A 16,887-nucleotide genomic window follows, 5' to 3' on the forward strand; every position below is an offset into this window, starting at 1 on the left:
ACGAACGTAAGGAGTGATTGTGGCCCGGATTTCGTCCTTGGCGGACGCGGTAGCCGAACTCGTCCACGACGGCGACACCGTTGCCCTGGAAGGCTTTACGCACCTGATCCCGGTCGCGGCCGGGCAGGAGATCATCCGGCAGCGCAGACGCGAGCTGACCCTGGTGCGGATGACCCCGGACATCGTGTACGACCAGCTGATCGGCGCAGGATGCGCAGCGAAACTGATTTTCTCGTGGGGCGGCAACCCCGGAGTCGGTTCGCTGCACCGGTTTCGGGACGCGGTCGAGCATGCCTGGCCGAGCGCGCTGGCGATCGAGGAGCACAGTCACGCGGGCATGGCCAACCGCTATGTCGCGGGCGCTTCCGGACTGCCCTTCGCGGTGCTGCGTGGTTACGTCGGCACGGATCTGCCGACGGTGACCGAGACCATCAAGCCGATCACCTGCCCGTTCACCGGTGAGCGGCTGACCGCGGTGCCCGCGCTCAATCCGGACGTCACCGTGATCCACGCCCAGCGCGCGGACCGGGCCGGAAACGTGCAGCTATGGGGTCTGCTCGGGGTGCAGAAGGAGGCCGTGCTCGCCGCGCGCCGCAGTCTGGTCACCGTCGAAGAGATCGTCGACGAGCTCACCCCGGTGCCCGGCGCGATAACCCTGTCCGCCTGGGCGGTGACCGTGGTGGCCGAGGTCCCCGGCGGCGCGAATCCTTCGTACGCGCACGGGTATTCCGAGCGGGACAACGCTTACTACGCCGCGTGGGACGCGATCAGCCGTGACCGAGAACGTTTCGCCGACTGGCTGGAGCAGCACGTATTCGCCGACATCGCAGGGAGCGTGGCATGAGCAGCTCGACCGCCGACGAGACGATGACCGTCGTGGCCGCGCGGGCGCTGAGTGGTGGGAAGCGGTGTTTCGTCGGCATCGGCCTGCCGTCCACCGCCGCGAATCTGGCGCGCACCACCCACGCGCCGGACCTGGTGCTCATCTACGAGTCCGGCACCCTGGGATCCAAGCCGGGGCGATTGCCCGCCTCGATCGGCGACGGCATCCTCGCCGAAACCGCCGACGCGGTGATCAGTGTGCCCGAGGTGTTCAACTACTGGTTGCAGCCGGGTCGCATCGATATCGGGTTCCTCGGCGCGGCGCAGCTGGACCGCTTCGGCAATATCAACACCACCGTCATCGGCGAGTACCGGAAGCCGAAGGTGCGGTTGCCCGGAGCGGGTGGCGCGCCGGAGATCGCCGCATCGTGCGGTGAGGTATTCGTCGTGGTCCGGCAATCGCGCCGATCCTTCGTCGAGCGAGTCGATTTCGTCACCTCGTTCGGGCACGGGCGCGGCGGTGCCGAGCGCGCGCGGCTCGGGCTGCGCGGGGCCGGACCGACCCAGGTGATCACGGATCTGGGCATCATGCGGCCCGACGAGAACGGTGAGCTGGTGCTGACCGCCGTGCACCCCGGGGTGACCGCCGAACAGGTCCGTGCCGCTACCGGTTGGGAGCTGAAGGTCGCCGCCGACCTGGCGGTCACCGAGCCGCCGACCGCCGCCGAACTCGCGGCCCTGCACACCTTGCAGGCGGCGTCATGAGCGAGCCGGCACCCGTTGTTCGCGAGGCACAGTCATGAGCGCAGCATTTCTCTACGACGGCGTGCGAACCCCCTTCGGCCGCTACGGCGGTGCGCTCGCCGGCATCCGCCCCGACGACCTCGCCGCACACGTCCTGCGCGCACTGGCCGAGCGCACGCGACTGGACCCGGCGACGGTGGACGACGTGCTGTTCGGCGCCGCCAATCAGGCGGGTGAGGACAACCGCAACGTCGCGCGGATGGCCGCGCTGCTCGCGGGCTGGCCGACCTCGGTGCCCGGCGCCACCGTGAACCGTCTATGCGGCTCGAGTTTGGACGCGGTGCTGCACGCTTCTCGCATGATCGAGACCGGAGACGCCGCGGTCGTCGTGGCGGGCGGAGTCGAGTCGATGAGCCGCGCACCGTGGGTAATGGCCAAGCCGCCCAAGGGCTTTCCCACAGGCGATGCCACGCTGCACTCGACGACACTGGGCTGGCGCCTGGTCAATCCGGCGATGCCCGCGCGGTGGACGGTATCGCTGGGCGAGGGCACCGAACTGCTCGCCGACCTCTACGGGATCGATCGTGCAGCGCAGGACGAATTCGCCACGCGCAGTCACCAACTTGCCGCGCAGGCATGGCAGGACGGCTTCTACGACGATCACGTCGCGGTCGTGCCGGACGTCGACCTCACTCGGGACGAGCCGGTGCGCCCGGACACCACCGTGGCCACCCTGACACGCCTGCGGCCGTCGTTCCGCACGAACGGGACGGTGACCGCGGGCAATGCCTCACCGCTGAGCGACGGCGCGTGCGCCCTGTTGCTCGGTGACGAGACGCTCGCCGATCGGATCGGTAGCGCGCCACTGGCCCGCATCGCCGGTCGCGGCGCGGCAGGTGTCGACCCGGACGCGTTCGGCATCGGTCCGGTAGAGGCCGCGCGAATTGCAATGCAGCGAGCAGGAATCGGCTGGAGCGACGTGGGAGTGGTGGAACTCAACGAGGCGTTCGCCGCGCAGTCCCTCGCCTGTCTGGCCGGGTGGCCGGAGCTGGACCCGGCGATCGTCAATGTGAACGGCGGCGCGATCGCGCTCGGGCACCCGCTGGGTGCATCCGGCGCCAGGATCGTCAACCAGCTCGCCCGCGAGCTGCGCCGCCGCGGCAGCCGGTGGGGACTGGCCGCGCTGTGCATCGGTGTCGGCCAAGGCCTCGCCGTCGTTCTGGAGGCAACGTCATGAAGACACGACCGGCGCACCCGGCGGGATTCCGTCGCGATCCCGACGACATCCACCCGCCGCTGGACTTTCCCGGCTACACCTCCACGGTGCTGCGGCATCCGCGTGAATCGCTGATCCTGTTGCCGCAGCGGCTCACCGAGCTCACCGGCCCGGTGTTCGGCTCGGATCGGCTCGGCCCCAACGATAATGATCTGACGGCCCAGCATGCGAGCGAGCCGATCGGTCAGCGCATCATCGTGCACGGACGGCTGCTCGACGGCGACGGCAAGCCCATCCCGCACTCGCTGGTGGAGATCTGGCAGGCCAATGCGGGCGGGCGTTATCGGCACGATCGTGACCGCTGGAACTGCGCGCTGGACCCCAACTTCGACGGAGCCGGGCGCACCTACACCGACGGTGCCGGGCGCTACGAGTTCACCACGATCAAGCCCGGCGCCTATCCGTGGCGCAACCATCACAACGCTTGGCGACCCGCCCACATCCACTTCTCGCTGTTCGGGCAGGCCTTCACCCAGCGGCTGGTGACGCAGATGTACTTCCCGGACGATCCGCTGTTCTTCCAGGACCCGGTTTTCAACTCGGTTCCTGAACATGCGCGTGAATTACTGGTCAGCCGTATCGATTACGCGCGCAGCGAGCCGGAGCGGGCGCTGGCCTTCGAGTTCGACATCGTCCTACGCGGCCGCGACGCGACACCGTTCGAACACGAGGAGGACGACGATGACTAGCTTGCGCAGCACTCCGTCCCAGACCGTCGGACCCTATCTGCACATCGGTTTGATCCGCGATGAGTGTGAGTTCGCGGTGCCGCCGGGAACGCCTGGCGCGGTGTGGATCACGGGCCGGGTATTCGACGGAGCCGGTACGGCCATCGATGACGCCATGGTCGAGACCTGGCAGGCCGACGCACTCGGCTCGGCCGACAACGAGCACAGCGACCGAAGAGGCTTCGCGCGCAGCGACACTCGGCGCGGGCACTTCGCCCTCTACACGGTCGTTCCCGGTCCGGTGTGCGACGGTGCCGGGGGTCTGCAGGCGCCGCACCTCGATATGTCGGTGTTCGCCCGCGGGCTACTGCATCGGCTGGTCACCCGGGTCTACTTTCCGGAACATGCCGACCGTCATCGAACCGACCCGGTGCTGGCCACGGTGCCACCGGAGCGGCGCGACACACTGATCGCCGTGCGCGACGGCGAGGGATACGTGTTCGACGTGCACCTCCAGGGCGCTGGCGAAACGGTGTTCTTCGATGTCTGAGGGGCTGTTCGACGGCGTGCTCGCGGCGGGACCCGTCGCCGAGCTGGTCGCTGATCGGGCCTGGGTGCAGGCGATGCTCGATTTCGAGGCGGCGCTCGCGCTGGCGTCGGCCGCGGTGGGCGTAATTCCGGCCGAGGCCGCAACTGCTATCGAAAGGTGCTGCCGGGCAGCGGAGTACGACATCGCGGAGCTCGCTGCTGCCGCGGTGGGCATCGGCAATCCCGCGGGCCCGCTGGTGCGCGCACTGACGGCACGGGTCACCCCCGAGGCCGCTGCCTACGTCCATCTGGGCGCGACCAGTCAGGACGTCCTCGATACCGCCGCCATGCTGGTGACCGCGCGGGCACTGTCCGCGCTGCGCGCCGATCTGCACGGCTGCGCGGACAGGCTCGCGCAGCTTGCCGAGGAACACGCGGGCACCGTGCTGGCCGGGCGCAGTCTGTTGCAGCAGGCACCGCCGGTCACCTTCGGGCTCACCGCGGCCGGCTGGCTCGGCGGCCTGGCCGCGGCGCTTGACCGCATCGACACGCTTCTCCGAGAGCGCCTCGCAATCCAATTCGGTGGTGCTGTAGGCACTTTGGCTGCGCTGGTTGGAAAGGGCATCCCCGTATCGAGCGGGCTCGCGCATCGCCTCGGACTCGCCGAGCCGGTGCTGCCGTGGCACACCGAGCGCAGCCGGATCGCCGAGGTCGCCGGGGTGCTCGGTCAGACGAGCGGCGCGGTCGCGAAGATCGCCCGCGATATCACTTTGCTGGCGCAGACCGAAATCGCCGAGGTGACCGAACAGGGTCCGCCGGGCAGCGGTGGCTCATCGACGATGCCGCACAAGCGGAATCCGGTCGCCGCAGTGCTCGCTGCCGGTTCGGCGGCGCAAGCCCCCGGACTTGTCGCCACGCTGCTGGCGGCCGCCGCGCACGAACACCAGCGGGCCGCCGGTTCGTGGCATGCCGAGTGGCGGCCACTGATCGAGCTGCTGCGCAGTACCGGGTCCGCGGTGCACTGGCTCCGTGTCTGCCTGGACCGTCTCCAGGTCGACGCGCAGCGCATGCGTGCCGATCTCGACAGCACCGGCGGCCGGCTGCTGGCCGAGCACGTCGCGATCGAGTTGGTGTCGGCCTCGCACGGTGCGGTGGGCAGACAAGAGGCAGGCGACCTCGTCGCGGAGTGTTGCCGCAAAGCCGAGGCGACAACGACTGACCTCGCCGACGTGCTCGCGACCACCCCCGCCATCGCAAAGTTTCTGAGCCGCGGCAGAATCGGCGAGCTGCTCGAGCCGGCCGGCTACCTGGGTTCCACGCAGGAATTCATTCGCCGCGCACTACGCGACCGGCAGTCGCGCCGATGACCGCCACTCAGGTCAACCGCGACAGCCGCACAGGGTTTGGCAGACGCACGCGTGTCAGCGCGGCGAGCCGGTGTGCGGGCATCAAAGGGTGTGCGGCACAACCGCGGGCACCCAGGCAGGGGAGCGATGACTGCGGTTGATGTCCACTACCTCGCGGAAGGGTCGCCGGATGGCCCTCCGGTCCTGCTGAGCGGCTCGCTCGGCAGCGACCTGCGGATGTGGGAACCCCAAGTCGCCGCGCTGACGACGGCGGGCTATCGGGTGGTGCGCTACGACCAGCGCGGGCACGGTCGTTCCCCGGTGCCGCCCGGCCCGTACTCGCTGGCCGATCTCGGTGCCGACGCGCTCGCACTGCTCGACCGGCTGCACATTCGCCGCGCGCATTTCGTTGGCCTGTCACTCGGCGGCATGGTCGGCATGTGGGTCGGACAGCACGCACGGCACCGGCTGCACACGCTGACGCTGTGCTGCACCTCGGCCGAGCTCGGTCCGCCCAGCGGCTGGGCCGACCGCGCCGCGACCGTTCGAGCCTGCGGGACCGGCGCGGTGGCGGAGGCGGCCGTGCAGCGCTGGTTCACCCCGCGGTGGCGGGCTGCTCACCCGGAACGGACCCACGACTTTCAGGACATGATCGCGAGCACTCCCGCCGAAGGCTACGCCGCATGCTGCGCGGCGATCGAGACCATGGACCTCACCGCTGGCTTGCCGAGGATCAGCGCACCCACACTGGTCGTCGCGGGCGCGGACGATCCCGCGACGCCACCGGCGCACGCACAACGGATAGTCGATGCGGTGCCGTTGGCTCGGCTCGAAATCATCGGTCCGGCAGCGCATCTCGCCAACGTCGAACAGCCCGGCATCGTCAATGACCTGATCCGCGGACAGTTGAAGGAGAATTCGTGAACGAGCGCGCACAACAGGGTTCGCAGGTGCGGCGCGAGGTGCTCGGCGACGCGCACGTCGACCGTGCCGAAGCGAAAACCACTGAATTCACCCGCCCCTTCCAGGAATACATCACCGAGGCGGTGTGGGGATCCCTCTGGACCCGCCCCGGTCTGGATCGCCGTACCCGAAGCTGCATAACCCTGGCGGTACTCACGGCCCTGGGCAGACACGAGGAGATAGCGCTGCACGTGCGCGCCGCCCTCGGCAACGGCGTCACCACCGCCGAGATCGCCGAGGTCCTGTTGCATACCGGTGCCTACGCGGGAGTTCCTGCCGCGAATGCCGCGTTCGCCATCGGGCAGCAGGTGCTGGACGAACTCGACGGTCCGGCCAGGCCGGACTGAATCCCGTTACGGTACCAAGGTTCTCAGCTGAGGGACCGCGTCGGCGGGATGCCGGACCGAGATACCTTCACCGATCGCGTCGAATTGCCACACGTTGCCCGATCGGGCCAGCTTGCCGAGGATCAAGCCGGTGTATGACCCGGCACTGCTCAGGTCGTAGCGGGCGATTTCGACATCGGACACTCCATCGACGATGCGGCAGAACGCATTCTCGATCTGGTTGAAGCTCTGTCCCGTGTAACACGTCACGAGGAAGAACACGAGGGTGATCTCCGGTGCCAGCCGGGTCAGATCGACGGTGACGATCTCGTTGTCGCCGTGGCCTTCTCCGGTGGTGCTGTCGCCGAGATGGCGCACCGCGCCGTCTCTGGACATGAGCTGCTCGTGGTAGACGACGTCCACGAGGCTGTCCTCGGCGTACAACAGGGCGGACGCGTTCAGATCGATGTCTTTGGCGCCGCCGCCGAACCACCGGCGCTGGTGCACCGGATCCCAGCCGAGAGCCATGCTGACGTAGTGGAGTCCGCCCCTGTTGTCATCCCTGAGTGTCACGAACATGGTGCGAATCTCCCCGTGGTCGAACGGCCCGACCCGCCGCTCTGCGGGCCGGGTTTGCCGACCAGACTTCCCGGCGCACCTACCCGTAAAGATGCCGTAAAAATACGCGTATGGCAAGTCGCTCCGGTGTCATGGCAGGGCAATATATTTGGTTTCGAGGTACTCCTCGATGCCCTCGGTGCCCGCCTCGCGGCCGAGACCGGACTCCTTGACGCCGCCGAAAGGTGCTGCCACGTCAGAAATAACGCCGCGGTTCACCCCGACCATGCCGACTTCGAGCGACTCGGCGACGCGCAGCGCGCGGCCCAGGTCGGTGGTGTAAATGTATGCGGCCAAGCCGAATTCGGTGTTGTCGGCGGCGATGATCCCCTCCGCCTCGCCGTCGAAACCGGCGATCGCGGCCACCGGACCGAACACCTCCTCGCGCAGGATGCGTGCCTCGGCAGGCACTTCCGTCAACACCGTCGGCTCGAAGAAGTAGCCTTCGCCCGCGATACGCGCACCACCGGTGGCAATGAGCGCGCCCTTTTCTCTTGCATCCCGGACCAATTCGGTGACGATGCCGCGCTGCTTCTCGCTGATCAGCGGACCGACCTGTACCCCGTCGAGATGGCCGGGACCGACTTTCAGCGCGCGCATACGGTCGGTCAGCTTCGTGGTGAATTCCGCACGGACCGCGTTGTCGACGTGGAAGCGGTTGGCCGCGGTACACGCCTCACCGGTGTTGCGCATCTTGGCGGCCATCGCGCCGTCGACCGCGGCATCGATGTCGGCATCGGCGAAGACGACGAAGGGCGCGTTGCCGCCGAGTTCCATGGAGGTGCGCAGGACCCGCGTAGCCGATTGGGCGAGCAGGATTTTGCCGACGCCGGTCGAGCCGGTGAAGGTCACCTTGCGCAGCCGATCGTCGGCGAACATCGGGTCGGTGAGCGGCGCCGCGTCCGCGGTCGGCAGGATCGACAGCACGCCGGGTGGCAGTCCGGCGTCGGCAAAGACCTGCCCGAGCAGCAGCATGGTCAGCGGCGTCTCGGCCGCGGGCTTGACCACCATCGTGCAGCCCGCCGCCAGTGCGGGGGCGATCTTGCGGGTGCCCATGGCGAGCGGGAAGTTCCACGGGGTGATGGCCAAGGTCGGACCGACGGGTTGTTTGGTGACCAGGATGCGGCCGTTGCCGGACGGCGAATGAGTGTAGCGGCCGTGCACGCGGACCGCCTCCTCGGCGAACCAGCGCAGGAACTCCGCGCCGTAGTCGACCTCGCCCTGGCTTTCCGCCAGCGGTTTACCCATCTCCAGGGTCATCAGCATGGCGAAATCGTCGCGTCGCGCGAGGACCAGTTCCCATGCGCGACGCAGGATTTCAGCTCGACTGCGCGACGACGTTGCAGCCCAGCCGCTTTGTGCCGCAGCCGCGGCGTCGAGGGCTCGGGCGCCATCGGCGGCCGCCGCGTCGGCGACCTCGATCAGGACCTCACCGGTCGCCGGATTGTGCACGGGGAAGGTGCTTCCGGTGAGCGCCGGTGTCTGCTCGCCGCCGATCCACAGGTCGGTGGGTAGGGCGGCGAGCAGCTCGGCTACCTCACGCATCGCCTGCTCGGCTTCCGGAGATCGCCGACAGCGTCTTGTCGAGGCGGTCGGCCAGCTCATCGATGAGCTCGGGGGTGCTGTTCAGCGGCGGCGCCACGAGCACCGAATTGGTTGCCTCGCCGATGCCTGCCGCACAGAGAACAAGCCCGTTTCCCTTCGCAGCGGCGATGATTCGCTTGTTCATGTCGGCCGGCTGTCCGGTCTGGATATGCAGCGCCCGCATGAGCCCGATGCCCGATTGATCCGACAGCAGCGTCGGATATCGATCACACAGCGCAGTCAGCGCCGCCGCGAGCAGTTCACCCACGCACGCGGCGTTGCTCAGCAGTGCTTCGTCCTCAATGACGCTCAGCACCGCATTGGCGGCTGCACACGCCAGCGGGTTGGCGGACATGGTGTGCCCCAGCGCGATCGGTCCGAGCGGTTCCGCGATCGCCGAGGTGATCGTCTCGGAGATCATGGTGACCGCCAGGCTGGTGTAGCCGCCCGTGACCCCCTTTCCTGACGTGAGAATGTCGGGGGCGATGCTGGAATGGTCGCAGGCCCACCACTTTCCGGTACGCCCGAAGCCGGACATCACCTCGTCGGCAATGAGGGCGATCCCGTTGTTCTTCGTCTCCCGGCGCAGCCATTGCATGGTGTGGACGTCGATGGGCGCGGCACCCGAGGATGCGCCGCCTAGCGGTTCGATGACGATGGCGGCGACCTTGGACGGTCCGACGCCGAGCAGGGCCTGGGCCCACTCCTCGTGGGTGGCGCGCCGCCGACCAGGCTTGGGGCGCACCAGGACTCGGTTCCCGTTCGGCTGCCCCAACAGCGGTTCCACCGACGGATCGCGCTTGTTGGGACTACCCGTGATGGACAGCGCCGCCGCGGTCATCCCGTGGTAGCTCGGCTCTTCGGACAGGATGACGGTGCGCTGCGTTGCGCCGCGCCGGTGCTGGTAGGCGAACGCCAGCCGCAGCGCGCATTCGTTGGCCTCGGAGCCGGAGTTGCTGTACTCGACGGCGGCGGTCTCGGCGGGCGCGATCGAGAGCAGGCGTTCGGTGAGTCGCCGCGCGGGATCATTGCGGAACTGGGTGCGGTGCACGAAGGTCAGCTGTCCGAGCTGGCCCTCGATGGCCTGCAACACGGTCGGATGCGAATGTCCGACATTCACGTTGAGCACGCCGGACGAGCCGTCGAGGTAGTCGTTTCCGTCGGCGTCGTAGATGTAGGGACCCTGCGCCCACGTGGCGACGGGCAAGGCGATTCGACTCGGTGCGGTGGTCGATGCGGGAATCATGCTGGCTGACGGTCCTTTCGGAGCAGGACGAGCAGGGCGGCCGCGACCAGCGCCGCCGTAATACCGAGGGCGCCGGTCAATCCGGCGAAGGCGGCACTGCCGACGGTGAGCGTGCCGAGCAGGGTGGTGCCGATCGCGATGCCCGCGTTCATCATCGAGTTGTTCCAGGCCACGACGGACGCACGCTGAGTCGGATCGGCCGAAGACAGGTAGGCCTGCTGGCTGGAGTAGAACGCCCCGCCGAACACGCACCACAGCGTCAGCGCCACCAGGGCGACGAGCACGTGCTGCGTGCTCAAAGCCACTGCGGCACAAGGTGCGAACGCGGCGGCAGCCACCACCGAAACCCACACGCCGCTCACCTTCCGCCGGTGCAGGTGATCGAGAATGGTGCCGGTGCCGAGCGAGCCGACCAGCGATCCCGCGCCGACGAGCAGGCCGACGAGACCGAGTGCGTTAAGGCTGAAACCGAAGCGCTGGGCGAAGATCACCCCGACGAAGGTGTAGGCGCCGAGGCGGCCCGCTTGCAGCAGCAGTGTCGCGATGAGCCCCAAACTGATTCGCGGTTGTGCCCACGGCGCCAAGAGTGCGCTGAAGCCGCGGGCGGTGCCGGTCGCGGGAAGGTGGTCGAGCCGCGCATAGAGCACCGCCGAGGTGGCGATCATCAGTATGCCCACGGCGAGGAACGGCCAGCGCCAGCTGGTCAGCGAGGCCAGGGCGGCGCCGAGTGGCACACCGAGAACCTGCCCGAGCGAATAGACGCTCGCACCGAGCGAGATCACCCGTCCGCGCCGGTGCTGCGGTGTGCGCTCGGCGAGATAGGCCCAGATCGCGGGGGCCGCGATCGCCGCACCGAGACCGGTGATACCGCGTCCGACCACCAACATCGGCAGCGAGCCCGCCGCCGCGCACGCCAGATTCCCGAGCATGAAGACCAGCGAGCCGAGCAGGATCGACCAGCGCCGCGGATACCGGTCGGCGAGGATACCGAAGGGCGGACCCGCGACGGCGTAGACGAGAACGTAGGCGGTGACAATGGTGGCCGAGGCGGCCACCGACGCGTGCAACGATCGCGCGATCTCCGGCAGCATCGGTGCCACCAGATACATTTCGGCGCCCATCAGGAAGAACGCGGCGTAGAGAAGTATGTGCTGAGCCCACGGCGTCGGGGGCTCAGCCGCCACCGCCGGATGCAGGCTCCGGCGTGGCTCGGCCCGCGTCTCGATACTCATACCGAAACCTTCTCCAGCGCAACGCGGCCGGCGATCGGGAGTACCGGGCGGCGGGGCAGGTTCAGCCGTGACCAGACGGTGTCGATGATCTCGGCGAACCGGTGCACGGCCGCGGGACTGTGCACCGGTGACGGATTGATCCGGAGTCGTTCGGTGCCGCGCGCGACGGACGGGAAGTTGATCGGCTGGGCGTATTGGCGGTATTCCTCGAGCAGGATGTCGGCCAGTTGTTTGCATTTGTACGGGTCACCTACGAGCACGGGAACGATATGACTTTCGGTGGACACCAACGGGATTTCGGCGTCGGCGAGCAGGTCCTGGAGTAGTCCGGCCCGGTGGTGCAGCAGGATTCGCTCGTTGTCGGATTCCCGCAGATGCCGCACGCTCGCCAGCGCGGCGGCCGCGAGGGCGGGCGGCATCGCGAGGGTGAAGATGAAGGCCGGCGCGAAACTACGCACGGCGTCCAGGATCGGCGCGGGCCCGGTCAGGTAGCCGCCCAGGGTGCCATAGCCTTTGGCGAAGGTGCCCATCAGCAGGTCGACCTGATCGGCGCAGCCGAGCTGCGCGGCCATGCCGGATCCCTCCGGGCCGTACATGCCGACCGAGTGTGCCTCGTCGACGTAGACGAGCGCGCCGTGTTTCTTTGCCACGGCACACAATTCGGGCATCGGCGCGATATCGCCGTCCATCGAGTAGATCGACTCGAAGGCAACGATTTTCGGGCGATCCGGATCGGTGGCCGCGAGCAGCTCATCGAGGTGGGCGGGATCGTTGTGGCGGAAGATGCGTCGCTCGGCGCGCGAGGCGCGCATGCCGAGGATCATCGACGCGTGGTTCTGCTCGTCGGAGAAGAAGATCGCCCCGGGTAGCTCCTTGCCGAGTACCCCGAGCACGGCATCGTTGACCGCGTAGCCGGTGATGAAGGTCAGGCCCGCCTCCTTCCGATGCAGTTGCGCCACTTCACGTTCGAGCAAGATGTGGGTGTGGTTGTTGCCGGAGATATTGCGCGACCCGCCCGCCGCGACGCCCGAGCGGTTCACCGACCGGTGCATGGCTTCGACGACGGCGGGGAACTGGCCCATGCCCAGGTGGTCGTTGCTACACCACACGGTGATCTCGCGCAGCCCGTCCCGGTGGTGGTGCACCGCCTGCGGGAATCGGCCTGCCAGGCGTTCGATTTCGACGAAGGTGCGGTATTGACCCGACGCGCGGATGTCGTCGATTCGTCTCTCGAAAAAGGCCGTGTAGTCGAAAGCCATGGGAGTCTCCGTTTTCTCGAAGGGTGTTATCTGTCGGTCAGTTGAGCTTCTGGTCGGCGAGATGGTCGGTGAGTGCCCGGTTGGCGTCCCAGCCGGTGATCGGTGGGTAGGCGTCGGAGTCGGTGATGACGTCGAGGACGGTGGTCGCCGAATCGACGATCGCCTTCGAAAGCGCTTCGCGCAGTTCCACATCGGTGTGGATGGTGTGCCCGTGCGCGCCGCATGCGGTGGCGATCTGCGCGTGGTCGACGTGACCGAGTTCGACCGCCGAGGTCGGCCTGCCGAACTGGACGATCTCGGCGTGCTTCTGGTAGCCGAGGATGGCGTTGTTCAGCACCACCACCACGACGTCGAGGTGCTCGCGCACGGCCGTCTCGAGCTCCGCCCAGCAGTGCGCGAAACCACCGTCCCCGACCAGGCAGATCACCGGAGCGGACGGTCGCGCCGCCTTCGCGCCGAGCGCCAGCGGAAGGCCCCAGCCGAGCCCGGCCATGCCGCGCGGCAGCAGGAACCGCTGACGATGGGTGGTGGCGCGGATGTAGTTCGCGGCCCAGATCGAGGAGTAACTGGCGTCCGCGACGACGATGGCGTCATCGGGCAGCAGCGTGCTGATCTCGTCGGCCACCCGCTCCGGGCGCAGCGGCTGCCGCGTCGACGTGCGTACGGCGGCCGTGGTCGTCTCGAATTCCGCGCGGGACCGGGCGATCTGCGTGGTGATCGCGGGGCGGTCGGCGCTGCGCTTACTCAGGTCGAGGTCGCGCAGTGCGGCCGCGAGATCATCGACGCCGGTCCGGACATCGCCGACCAATCGCAGCGACGGATAGTTACGGCCGATCTCGGTCGGGTCGATGTCGAGGTGGATGACGGTGGCCGCCGGCGGGAACAGGGTCCAGCCATCGGTGCCGTTCTCGTTGGTGCGCGAACCGACGAGCAGGACCGTGTCCACCCCGGCGATCCACTCGCGCATGCCGTGCGAAACACCGTGCGGGCCCATGTAATTGCCGATGACGCCCACACTCAGATCGGCGGTGTCCGGGACGACGCCCTTGCCCATCGGGGTGGTGGCCACCGGCAGCGAGGCCAGATCGCTCAGGCGGGCCAGGGCGGCGCCCGCGTCGGCGGAGACCGCGCCGCCACCGGCGACGACGAGCGGTCGCTCGGCACCGGCCAGCAGCTGCGCGGCGGCCCGGACAGCGGCCTCGGGCGGGCGGATCCGGTCGAGCGGGAACACCGGGCGGTCGAGTCCTGCGGGCGGTGCGGGTGCGTCCAGTTCGAGGACGTCCTTCGGCAGCATGAGTACGGCCGGGCCCGGCCTGCCGCTGGTCGCCGCCCGGAAGGCCGCGTCGACATAATCGTGGACGCGGACCGGATCATCGAGGCGATCGAACCATTTGGTGCACCCGGAAAACAGACTTTGGTGATCAATTTCCTGAAACGCGTTTTTGTTGCGAATCGGACTCGGCACATCCTGCACGAAGGCGACCACGGGAATCGAGACCTTCGCGGCCTCGGTCAGTGGCGGCACGAGCAGGGTAGCCGCGGGACCGTTTTGCGCCACCACGACCGAACAATGCCCGGACACCCTGGCGAAGCCGTCGGCCATGGTGCCGCCCGCGTTTTCGGTGCGGTAAACGATCTGCCGGATCCCGAGATCCTCGGCGGCCAATACCAGCAGCGAAGGCAGGCTCTGGCCGAAGAATTCGGATATCTGCCTGGCGCGAAGATTCTCGGCTATGGCGGCGGCGACTGTCGGCATCGGGACACCTTCTCGCGGTAGCGGGGCTCGGACTGTTCGGTAGCTACAGTCTCGGGCCACGCAGAACGCCAGGTCCAATACGTATTTGCTTCCCGTTGATAAGGAAGTCTTATCTGGCTAGGCTGACCGCGTGGACGACCTACGTCGCGTTCGTTACTTCCTAGCAGTAGCCGAGCACCGACACTTCGGTCGCGCGGCGGAGTCGCTGCACATCACCCAGCCCGCGCTGTCTCAGCAGGTCAAGGCGTTGGAGAAGGAGCTCGGAGTCGAGTTGCTCGCCCGCACCGGCAGGGGTTTCGTGATGACCGCGGCCGGTTTGGCGTTGCAGGCGGGTGCGCAGCAACTCCTCGCCACGGCCGCTGAGCTCGAGCGCACGGTGCGTGCGCGCGCTTCGGGCACGGCGGGCGAGTTGAAGATCGCCTTCACCCGATCGGGCTCCGACAGCGATATTTCCCAGCGCATCAGAGACTTTCGCAAGGAGTTCCCCGATATCACCGTCTCGACTATTACCGGCTGGACCTCGTGGAATCTCGACCTGCTCGAATCGGGCGAGGTCGACGTCGCGTTCGTCCGCGGAAATATCACCCACCCACGGGTGCAGACACACCTCATCGGACTACAGGAAGCCGCAGTGGTGGTTTCCAAAGGCCACCCCCTGGCCGAAAAAGCGTCCCTGGAAATAGCCGAGATCGTCGACGAGCCGATCGTGCTCTGGTCCCGACAAACCGGACCGGACTTCTACGACGAATTGGTCACCCACATCTGGGGCGACGGCGCCCCGAACCTGGTTGCCGAGGAATCCGACGCCGAACAAGTCCTCGACCTCGTATCAACCGGCACCGGCATCAGCGTGCTCGACCGCAAACGCGCAACCCGAATCGCCCACGAAAATATCGTCGTCATCCCCTTCGGCACGAACCCACCCCAAATCGCCATCCGCATCGCCTGGATGCGCGGCTCCGACGCCCCGGCCCTCGCGCACTTCCTCGATTGGTGGCGCCGGTGTAGTTAGCCGCCCGCTCATCCCACGGCGGTCACCCGCCACAGCTGCGCGATCTCGCCGTTCCGGCACGGCACCATCGCGGCGGCTTTGTGCTCCGGTTCCACCGGCAGCTCCCAGCAGAACTTCTTTGCGCTGTTCGGCTGTTTCCCGACGATCGTTCCGACGTGGGGGTGGTCCTTGTCGGGTTGATAGACAAACTCGAGGCCGGTCTTACACGAGAGCGCAATCAGTGCGAACAACTCGGCCGACTGGCCGTCTGCGTTGATGCACTGGCCCTTCTTCTGCACGTTCCGTAGCCGCGATTTCGGCTTGCCGTCGGCGGCGACCCACTGCTGGTCGGCGGCGGCCGGGTCGCAGTTCAGCAGACGTATCACCTGAGGTGGCTGCCCGGCGGGGACGTCACTGGCTACGCATTTGTTGGGATCTTTCACGCTCGCGATGCGGAACGCGCCCGCATCGGCGGGCCAGTCGGCGAACGCTGTCCCGGTCAGCAAGCCGCCGGTGAGCACGGTCAGGCCGATGACGGCCAACGAACTGCCGAGCTTGCGCTGGAACCCCATGATGCAGAACCATTCCTTCCCAAAACGTACGTGCGAGTCGATGAGTCGTTCGGAAACTATTCGGTGCCGAACGGGCCATGGACTGCTCCGGTTATCCGCTGTGCCGACGTCTGACGACGGCGACGCCGCGCACGGCGGTGAGGATCGTGACCACCATGATCGTCACCAGTTGCAAGGGATTCCAGGCAACGGGGTCGAGGATCAGTTCCGCTTCCGCCGAATGTGTTGGGCGGAGCGGGGTTCGGGGACTCGGCAGGTTCGGTGTCGCCGGTGTGAGTTCAGGGGCGAGTGGCGCTTCGGTTGGGAGAGCGGGGACGTCCGGTAGCGCGGGGAGCGGCGGCAGGATCGGCAACGGTGGGGGGAGCAGGAGCGGATTGCCGGGATAGGGGGGCAGGATGTCGCGCGGCCACAGGAGGCAGGCCAGTCCGCTGCCCGTGGCGGCGCTGCCGACGACGACGCTGCCGAGCGCGGATCCGCTGGAGCCGAGGATGCCGTGCGAGCTGCCGGTCACGATGCCGAGCAGGATGAGCGCGCCGCCGACGGCGACGCTGCCGGTGCATGCTGTCCGGACGCCGTCGGAGTCGAGATCGGGGAGTTCGGCGGAGCCGCCGGGCATTGTCTGGACCGGGGCCGCCGACACGGTGTCGTCGATTTCCGCTGTGCCGGTTTCTGTTTCGGTGTGCGTTGCGGCACCGATGCCTGCGCTACCGGTACCGAGGTATTCGTGCACTGCGGGGCCGCTGCTCGGACCGAGCTGCAACGGCGTCCCGGAGTACGCGCTGCCGGTATCGATGCCACCCGGAGCGGCACTGCCCGAGACGATTTCGCCGAGCGATGGCCATTCCGGTGGTGGCAGATCGGCGGTCGCGACCGCGGCCGGACCGGCAACCAGTGCCGCGGCGGCGAGGGGCAGTGCCGTCACGGCGGTGAATCCTCTGCTCTGTGCCATGTGCGCA

17 protein-coding genes are annotated in these 16,887 nt (G+C 67.8%); 9 read left to right on the plus strand and 8 right to left on the minus strand.

Annotated elements, in window-relative coordinates; all coding sequences use genetic code 11:
* Positions 1-19: 19 nt before the first annotated feature.
* From DMB37_RS34395 to pcaC, 8 genes are all read left to right on the plus strand, one after another.
* Positions 20-844 (plus strand): CoA transferase subunit A, encoded by an 825-nt coding sequence (locus DMB37_RS34395; protein WP_135236242.1) that lies wholly within the window; start codon positions 20-22, stop codon positions 842-844.
* Entirely contained in the window at positions 841-1,587 is a 747-nt protein-coding gene (locus DMB37_RS34400; protein ID WP_135236243.1) for a CoA-transferase subunit beta, read from the plus strand. The genes DMB37_RS34395 and DMB37_RS34400 overlap by 4 nt, the downstream gene beginning before the upstream one ends.
* A 34-nt stretch (positions 1,588-1,621) precedes the next feature.
* Positions 1,622-2,803, plus strand: coding sequence for a thiolase family protein (locus DMB37_RS34405; protein WP_135236244.1), 1,182 nt, complete (start codon positions 1,622-1,624; stop codon positions 2,801-2,803).
* Entirely contained in the window at positions 2,800-3,531 is a 732-nt protein-coding gene (gene pcaH / locus DMB37_RS34410) for a protocatechuate 3,4-dioxygenase subunit beta (RefSeq protein WP_135236245.1), read from the plus strand. Before DMB37_RS34405 ends, pcaH begins: the two co-directional genes overlap by 4 nt.
* Entirely contained in the window at positions 3,524-4,060 is a 537-nt protein-coding gene (pcaG, locus tag DMB37_RS34415) for a protocatechuate 3,4-dioxygenase subunit alpha (RefSeq protein ID WP_135236246.1), read from the plus strand. Before pcaH ends, pcaG begins: the two co-directional genes overlap by 8 nt.
* On the plus strand, positions 4,053-5,405 hold the full coding sequence (gene pcaB, locus DMB37_RS34420; RefSeq protein WP_135236247.1) for a 3-carboxy-cis,cis-muconate cycloisomerase: 1,353 nt from the start codon (positions 4,053-4,055) through the stop codon (positions 5,403-5,405). The genes pcaG and pcaB overlap by 8 nt, the downstream gene beginning before the upstream one ends.
* Before the next feature lie 126 nt (positions 5,406-5,531).
* Entirely contained in the window at positions 5,532-6,308 is a 777-nt protein-coding gene (pcaD, locus tag DMB37_RS34425; protein WP_135236248.1) for a 3-oxoadipate enol-lactonase, read from the plus strand.
* Positions 6,305-6,694, plus strand: coding sequence for a 4-carboxymuconolactone decarboxylase (pcaC, locus tag DMB37_RS34430; RefSeq protein ID WP_135236249.1), 390 nt, complete (start codon positions 6,305-6,307; stop codon positions 6,692-6,694). Before pcaD ends, pcaC begins: the two co-directional genes overlap by 4 nt.
* Positions 6,695-6,700: 6 nt before the next feature.
* On the opposite strand, the gene DMB37_RS34435 is transcribed toward pcaC, so the two are convergent.
* The 6 genes from DMB37_RS34435 to DMB37_RS34460 form a co-directional block, all read right to left on the minus strand.
* On the minus strand, positions 6,701-7,252 hold the full coding sequence (locus DMB37_RS34435) for a TerD family protein (RefSeq protein WP_135236250.1): 552 nt from the start codon (positions 7,250-7,252) through the stop codon (positions 6,701-6,703).
* Between the two features lie 129 nt (positions 7,253-7,381).
* A complete protein-coding gene (locus tag DMB37_RS34440; protein WP_135236251.1) occupies positions 7,382-8,836 on the minus strand; it encodes an NAD-dependent succinate-semialdehyde dehydrogenase in 1,455 nt (484 codons plus the stop codon).
* Positions 8,829-10,121, minus strand: a complete 1,293-nt coding sequence (locus tag DMB37_RS34445) for an aspartate aminotransferase family protein (RefSeq protein ID WP_135236252.1) — start codon at positions 10,119-10,121, stop codon at positions 8,829-8,831. Before DMB37_RS34445 ends, DMB37_RS34440 begins: the two co-directional genes overlap by 8 nt.
* Positions 10,118-11,353: an MFS transporter gene (locus tag DMB37_RS34450; RefSeq protein ID WP_135236253.1), complete on the minus strand. Its 1,236-nt coding sequence runs from the start codon at positions 11,351-11,353 to the stop codon at positions 10,118-10,120. The genes DMB37_RS34445 and DMB37_RS34450 overlap by 4 nt, the downstream gene beginning before the upstream one ends.
* Complete coding sequence (hemA, locus tag DMB37_RS34455) at positions 11,350-12,612, minus strand: 5-aminolevulinate synthase (RefSeq protein WP_135236254.1); 1,263 nt, start codon at positions 12,610-12,612, stop codon at positions 11,350-11,352. Before hemA ends, DMB37_RS34450 begins: the two co-directional genes overlap by 4 nt.
* A 37-nt stretch (positions 12,613-12,649) precedes the next feature.
* Positions 12,650-14,368, minus strand: a complete 1,719-nt coding sequence (locus tag DMB37_RS34460) for an acetolactate synthase catalytic subunit (protein ID WP_135236255.1) — start codon at positions 14,366-14,368, stop codon at positions 12,650-12,652.
* A 130-nt stretch (positions 14,369-14,498) separates the two neighbouring features.
* Here DMB37_RS34460 and DMB37_RS34465 point away from each other — a divergent pair, with 130 nt between their 5' ends.
* Positions 14,499-15,380, plus strand: a complete 882-nt coding sequence (locus DMB37_RS34465; protein WP_135236256.1) for a LysR family transcriptional regulator — start codon at positions 14,499-14,501, stop codon at positions 15,378-15,380.
* A gap of 8 nt (positions 15,381-15,388) precedes the next feature.
* Here DMB37_RS34465 and DMB37_RS34470 read toward each other — a convergent pair whose 3' ends face one another.
* Both DMB37_RS34470 and DMB37_RS34475 read right to left on the minus strand, forming a co-directional pair.
* Entirely contained in the window at positions 15,389-15,931 is a 543-nt protein-coding gene (locus tag DMB37_RS34470) for an RICIN domain-containing protein (RefSeq protein WP_135236257.1), read from the minus strand.
* A 91-nt stretch (positions 15,932-16,022) separates the two neighbouring features.
* Positions 16,023-16,880, minus strand: a complete 858-nt coding sequence (locus DMB37_RS34475) for a hypothetical protein (protein WP_135236258.1) — start codon at positions 16,878-16,880, stop codon at positions 16,023-16,025.
* Positions 16,881-16,887: the final 7 nt, after the last annotated feature.

This window comes from Nocardia sp. CS682, from assembly GCF_004634405.1.
Lineage (GTDB): Bacteria > Actinomycetota > Actinomycetes > Mycobacteriales > Mycobacteriaceae > Nocardia > Nocardia ninae.

Coding starts and splice junctions, on each gene's coding strand:
- DMB37_RS34470 (WP_135236257.1), bottom strand. CDS start 15,931: ATGGGGTTCCAGCGCAAGCTCGGCAGTTCGTTGGCCGTCATCGGCCTG.
- DMB37_RS34400 (WP_135236243.1), top strand. CDS start 841: ATGAGCAGCTCGACCGCCGACGAGACGATGACCGTCGTGGCCGCGCGG.
- pcaD (WP_135236248.1), top strand. CDS start 5,532: ATGACTGCGGTTGATGTCCACTACCTCGCGGAAGGGTCGCCGGATGGC.
- DMB37_RS34460 (WP_135236255.1), bottom strand. CDS start 14,368: ATGCCGACAGTCGCCGCCGCCATAGCCGAGAATCTTCGCGCCAGGCAG.
- hemA (WP_135236254.1), bottom strand. CDS start 12,612: ATGGCTTTCGACTACACGGCCTTTTTCGAGAGACGAATCGACGACATC.
- pcaH (WP_135236245.1), top strand. CDS start 2,800: ATGAAGACACGACCGGCGCACCCGGCGGGATTCCGTCGCGATCCCGAC.
- pcaG (WP_135236246.1), top strand. CDS start 3,524: ATGACTAGCTTGCGCAGCACTCCGTCCCAGACCGTCGGACCCTATCTG.
- DMB37_RS34435 (WP_135236250.1), bottom strand. CDS start 7,252: ATGTTCGTGACACTCAGGGATGACAACAGGGGCGGACTCCACTACGTC.
- DMB37_RS34445 (WP_135236252.1), bottom strand. CDS start 10,121: ATGATTCCCGCATCGACCACCGCACCGAGTCGAATCGCCTTGCCCGTC.
- DMB37_RS34440 (WP_135236251.1), bottom strand. CDS start 8,836: ATGCGTGAGGTAGCCGAGCTGCTCGCCGCCCTACCCACCGACCTGTGG.
- DMB37_RS34475 (WP_135236258.1), bottom strand. CDS start 16,880: ATGGCACAGAGCAGAGGATTCACCGCCGTGACGGCACTGCCCCTCGCC.
- DMB37_RS34405 (WP_135236244.1), top strand. CDS start 1,622: ATGAGCGCAGCATTTCTCTACGACGGCGTGCGAACCCCCTTCGGCCGC.
- DMB37_RS34450 (WP_135236253.1), bottom strand. CDS start 11,353: ATGAGTATCGAGACGCGGGCCGAGCCACGCCGGAGCCTGCATCCGGCG.
- pcaB (WP_135236247.1), top strand. CDS start 4,053: ATGTCTGAGGGGCTGTTCGACGGCGTGCTCGCGGCGGGACCCGTCGCC.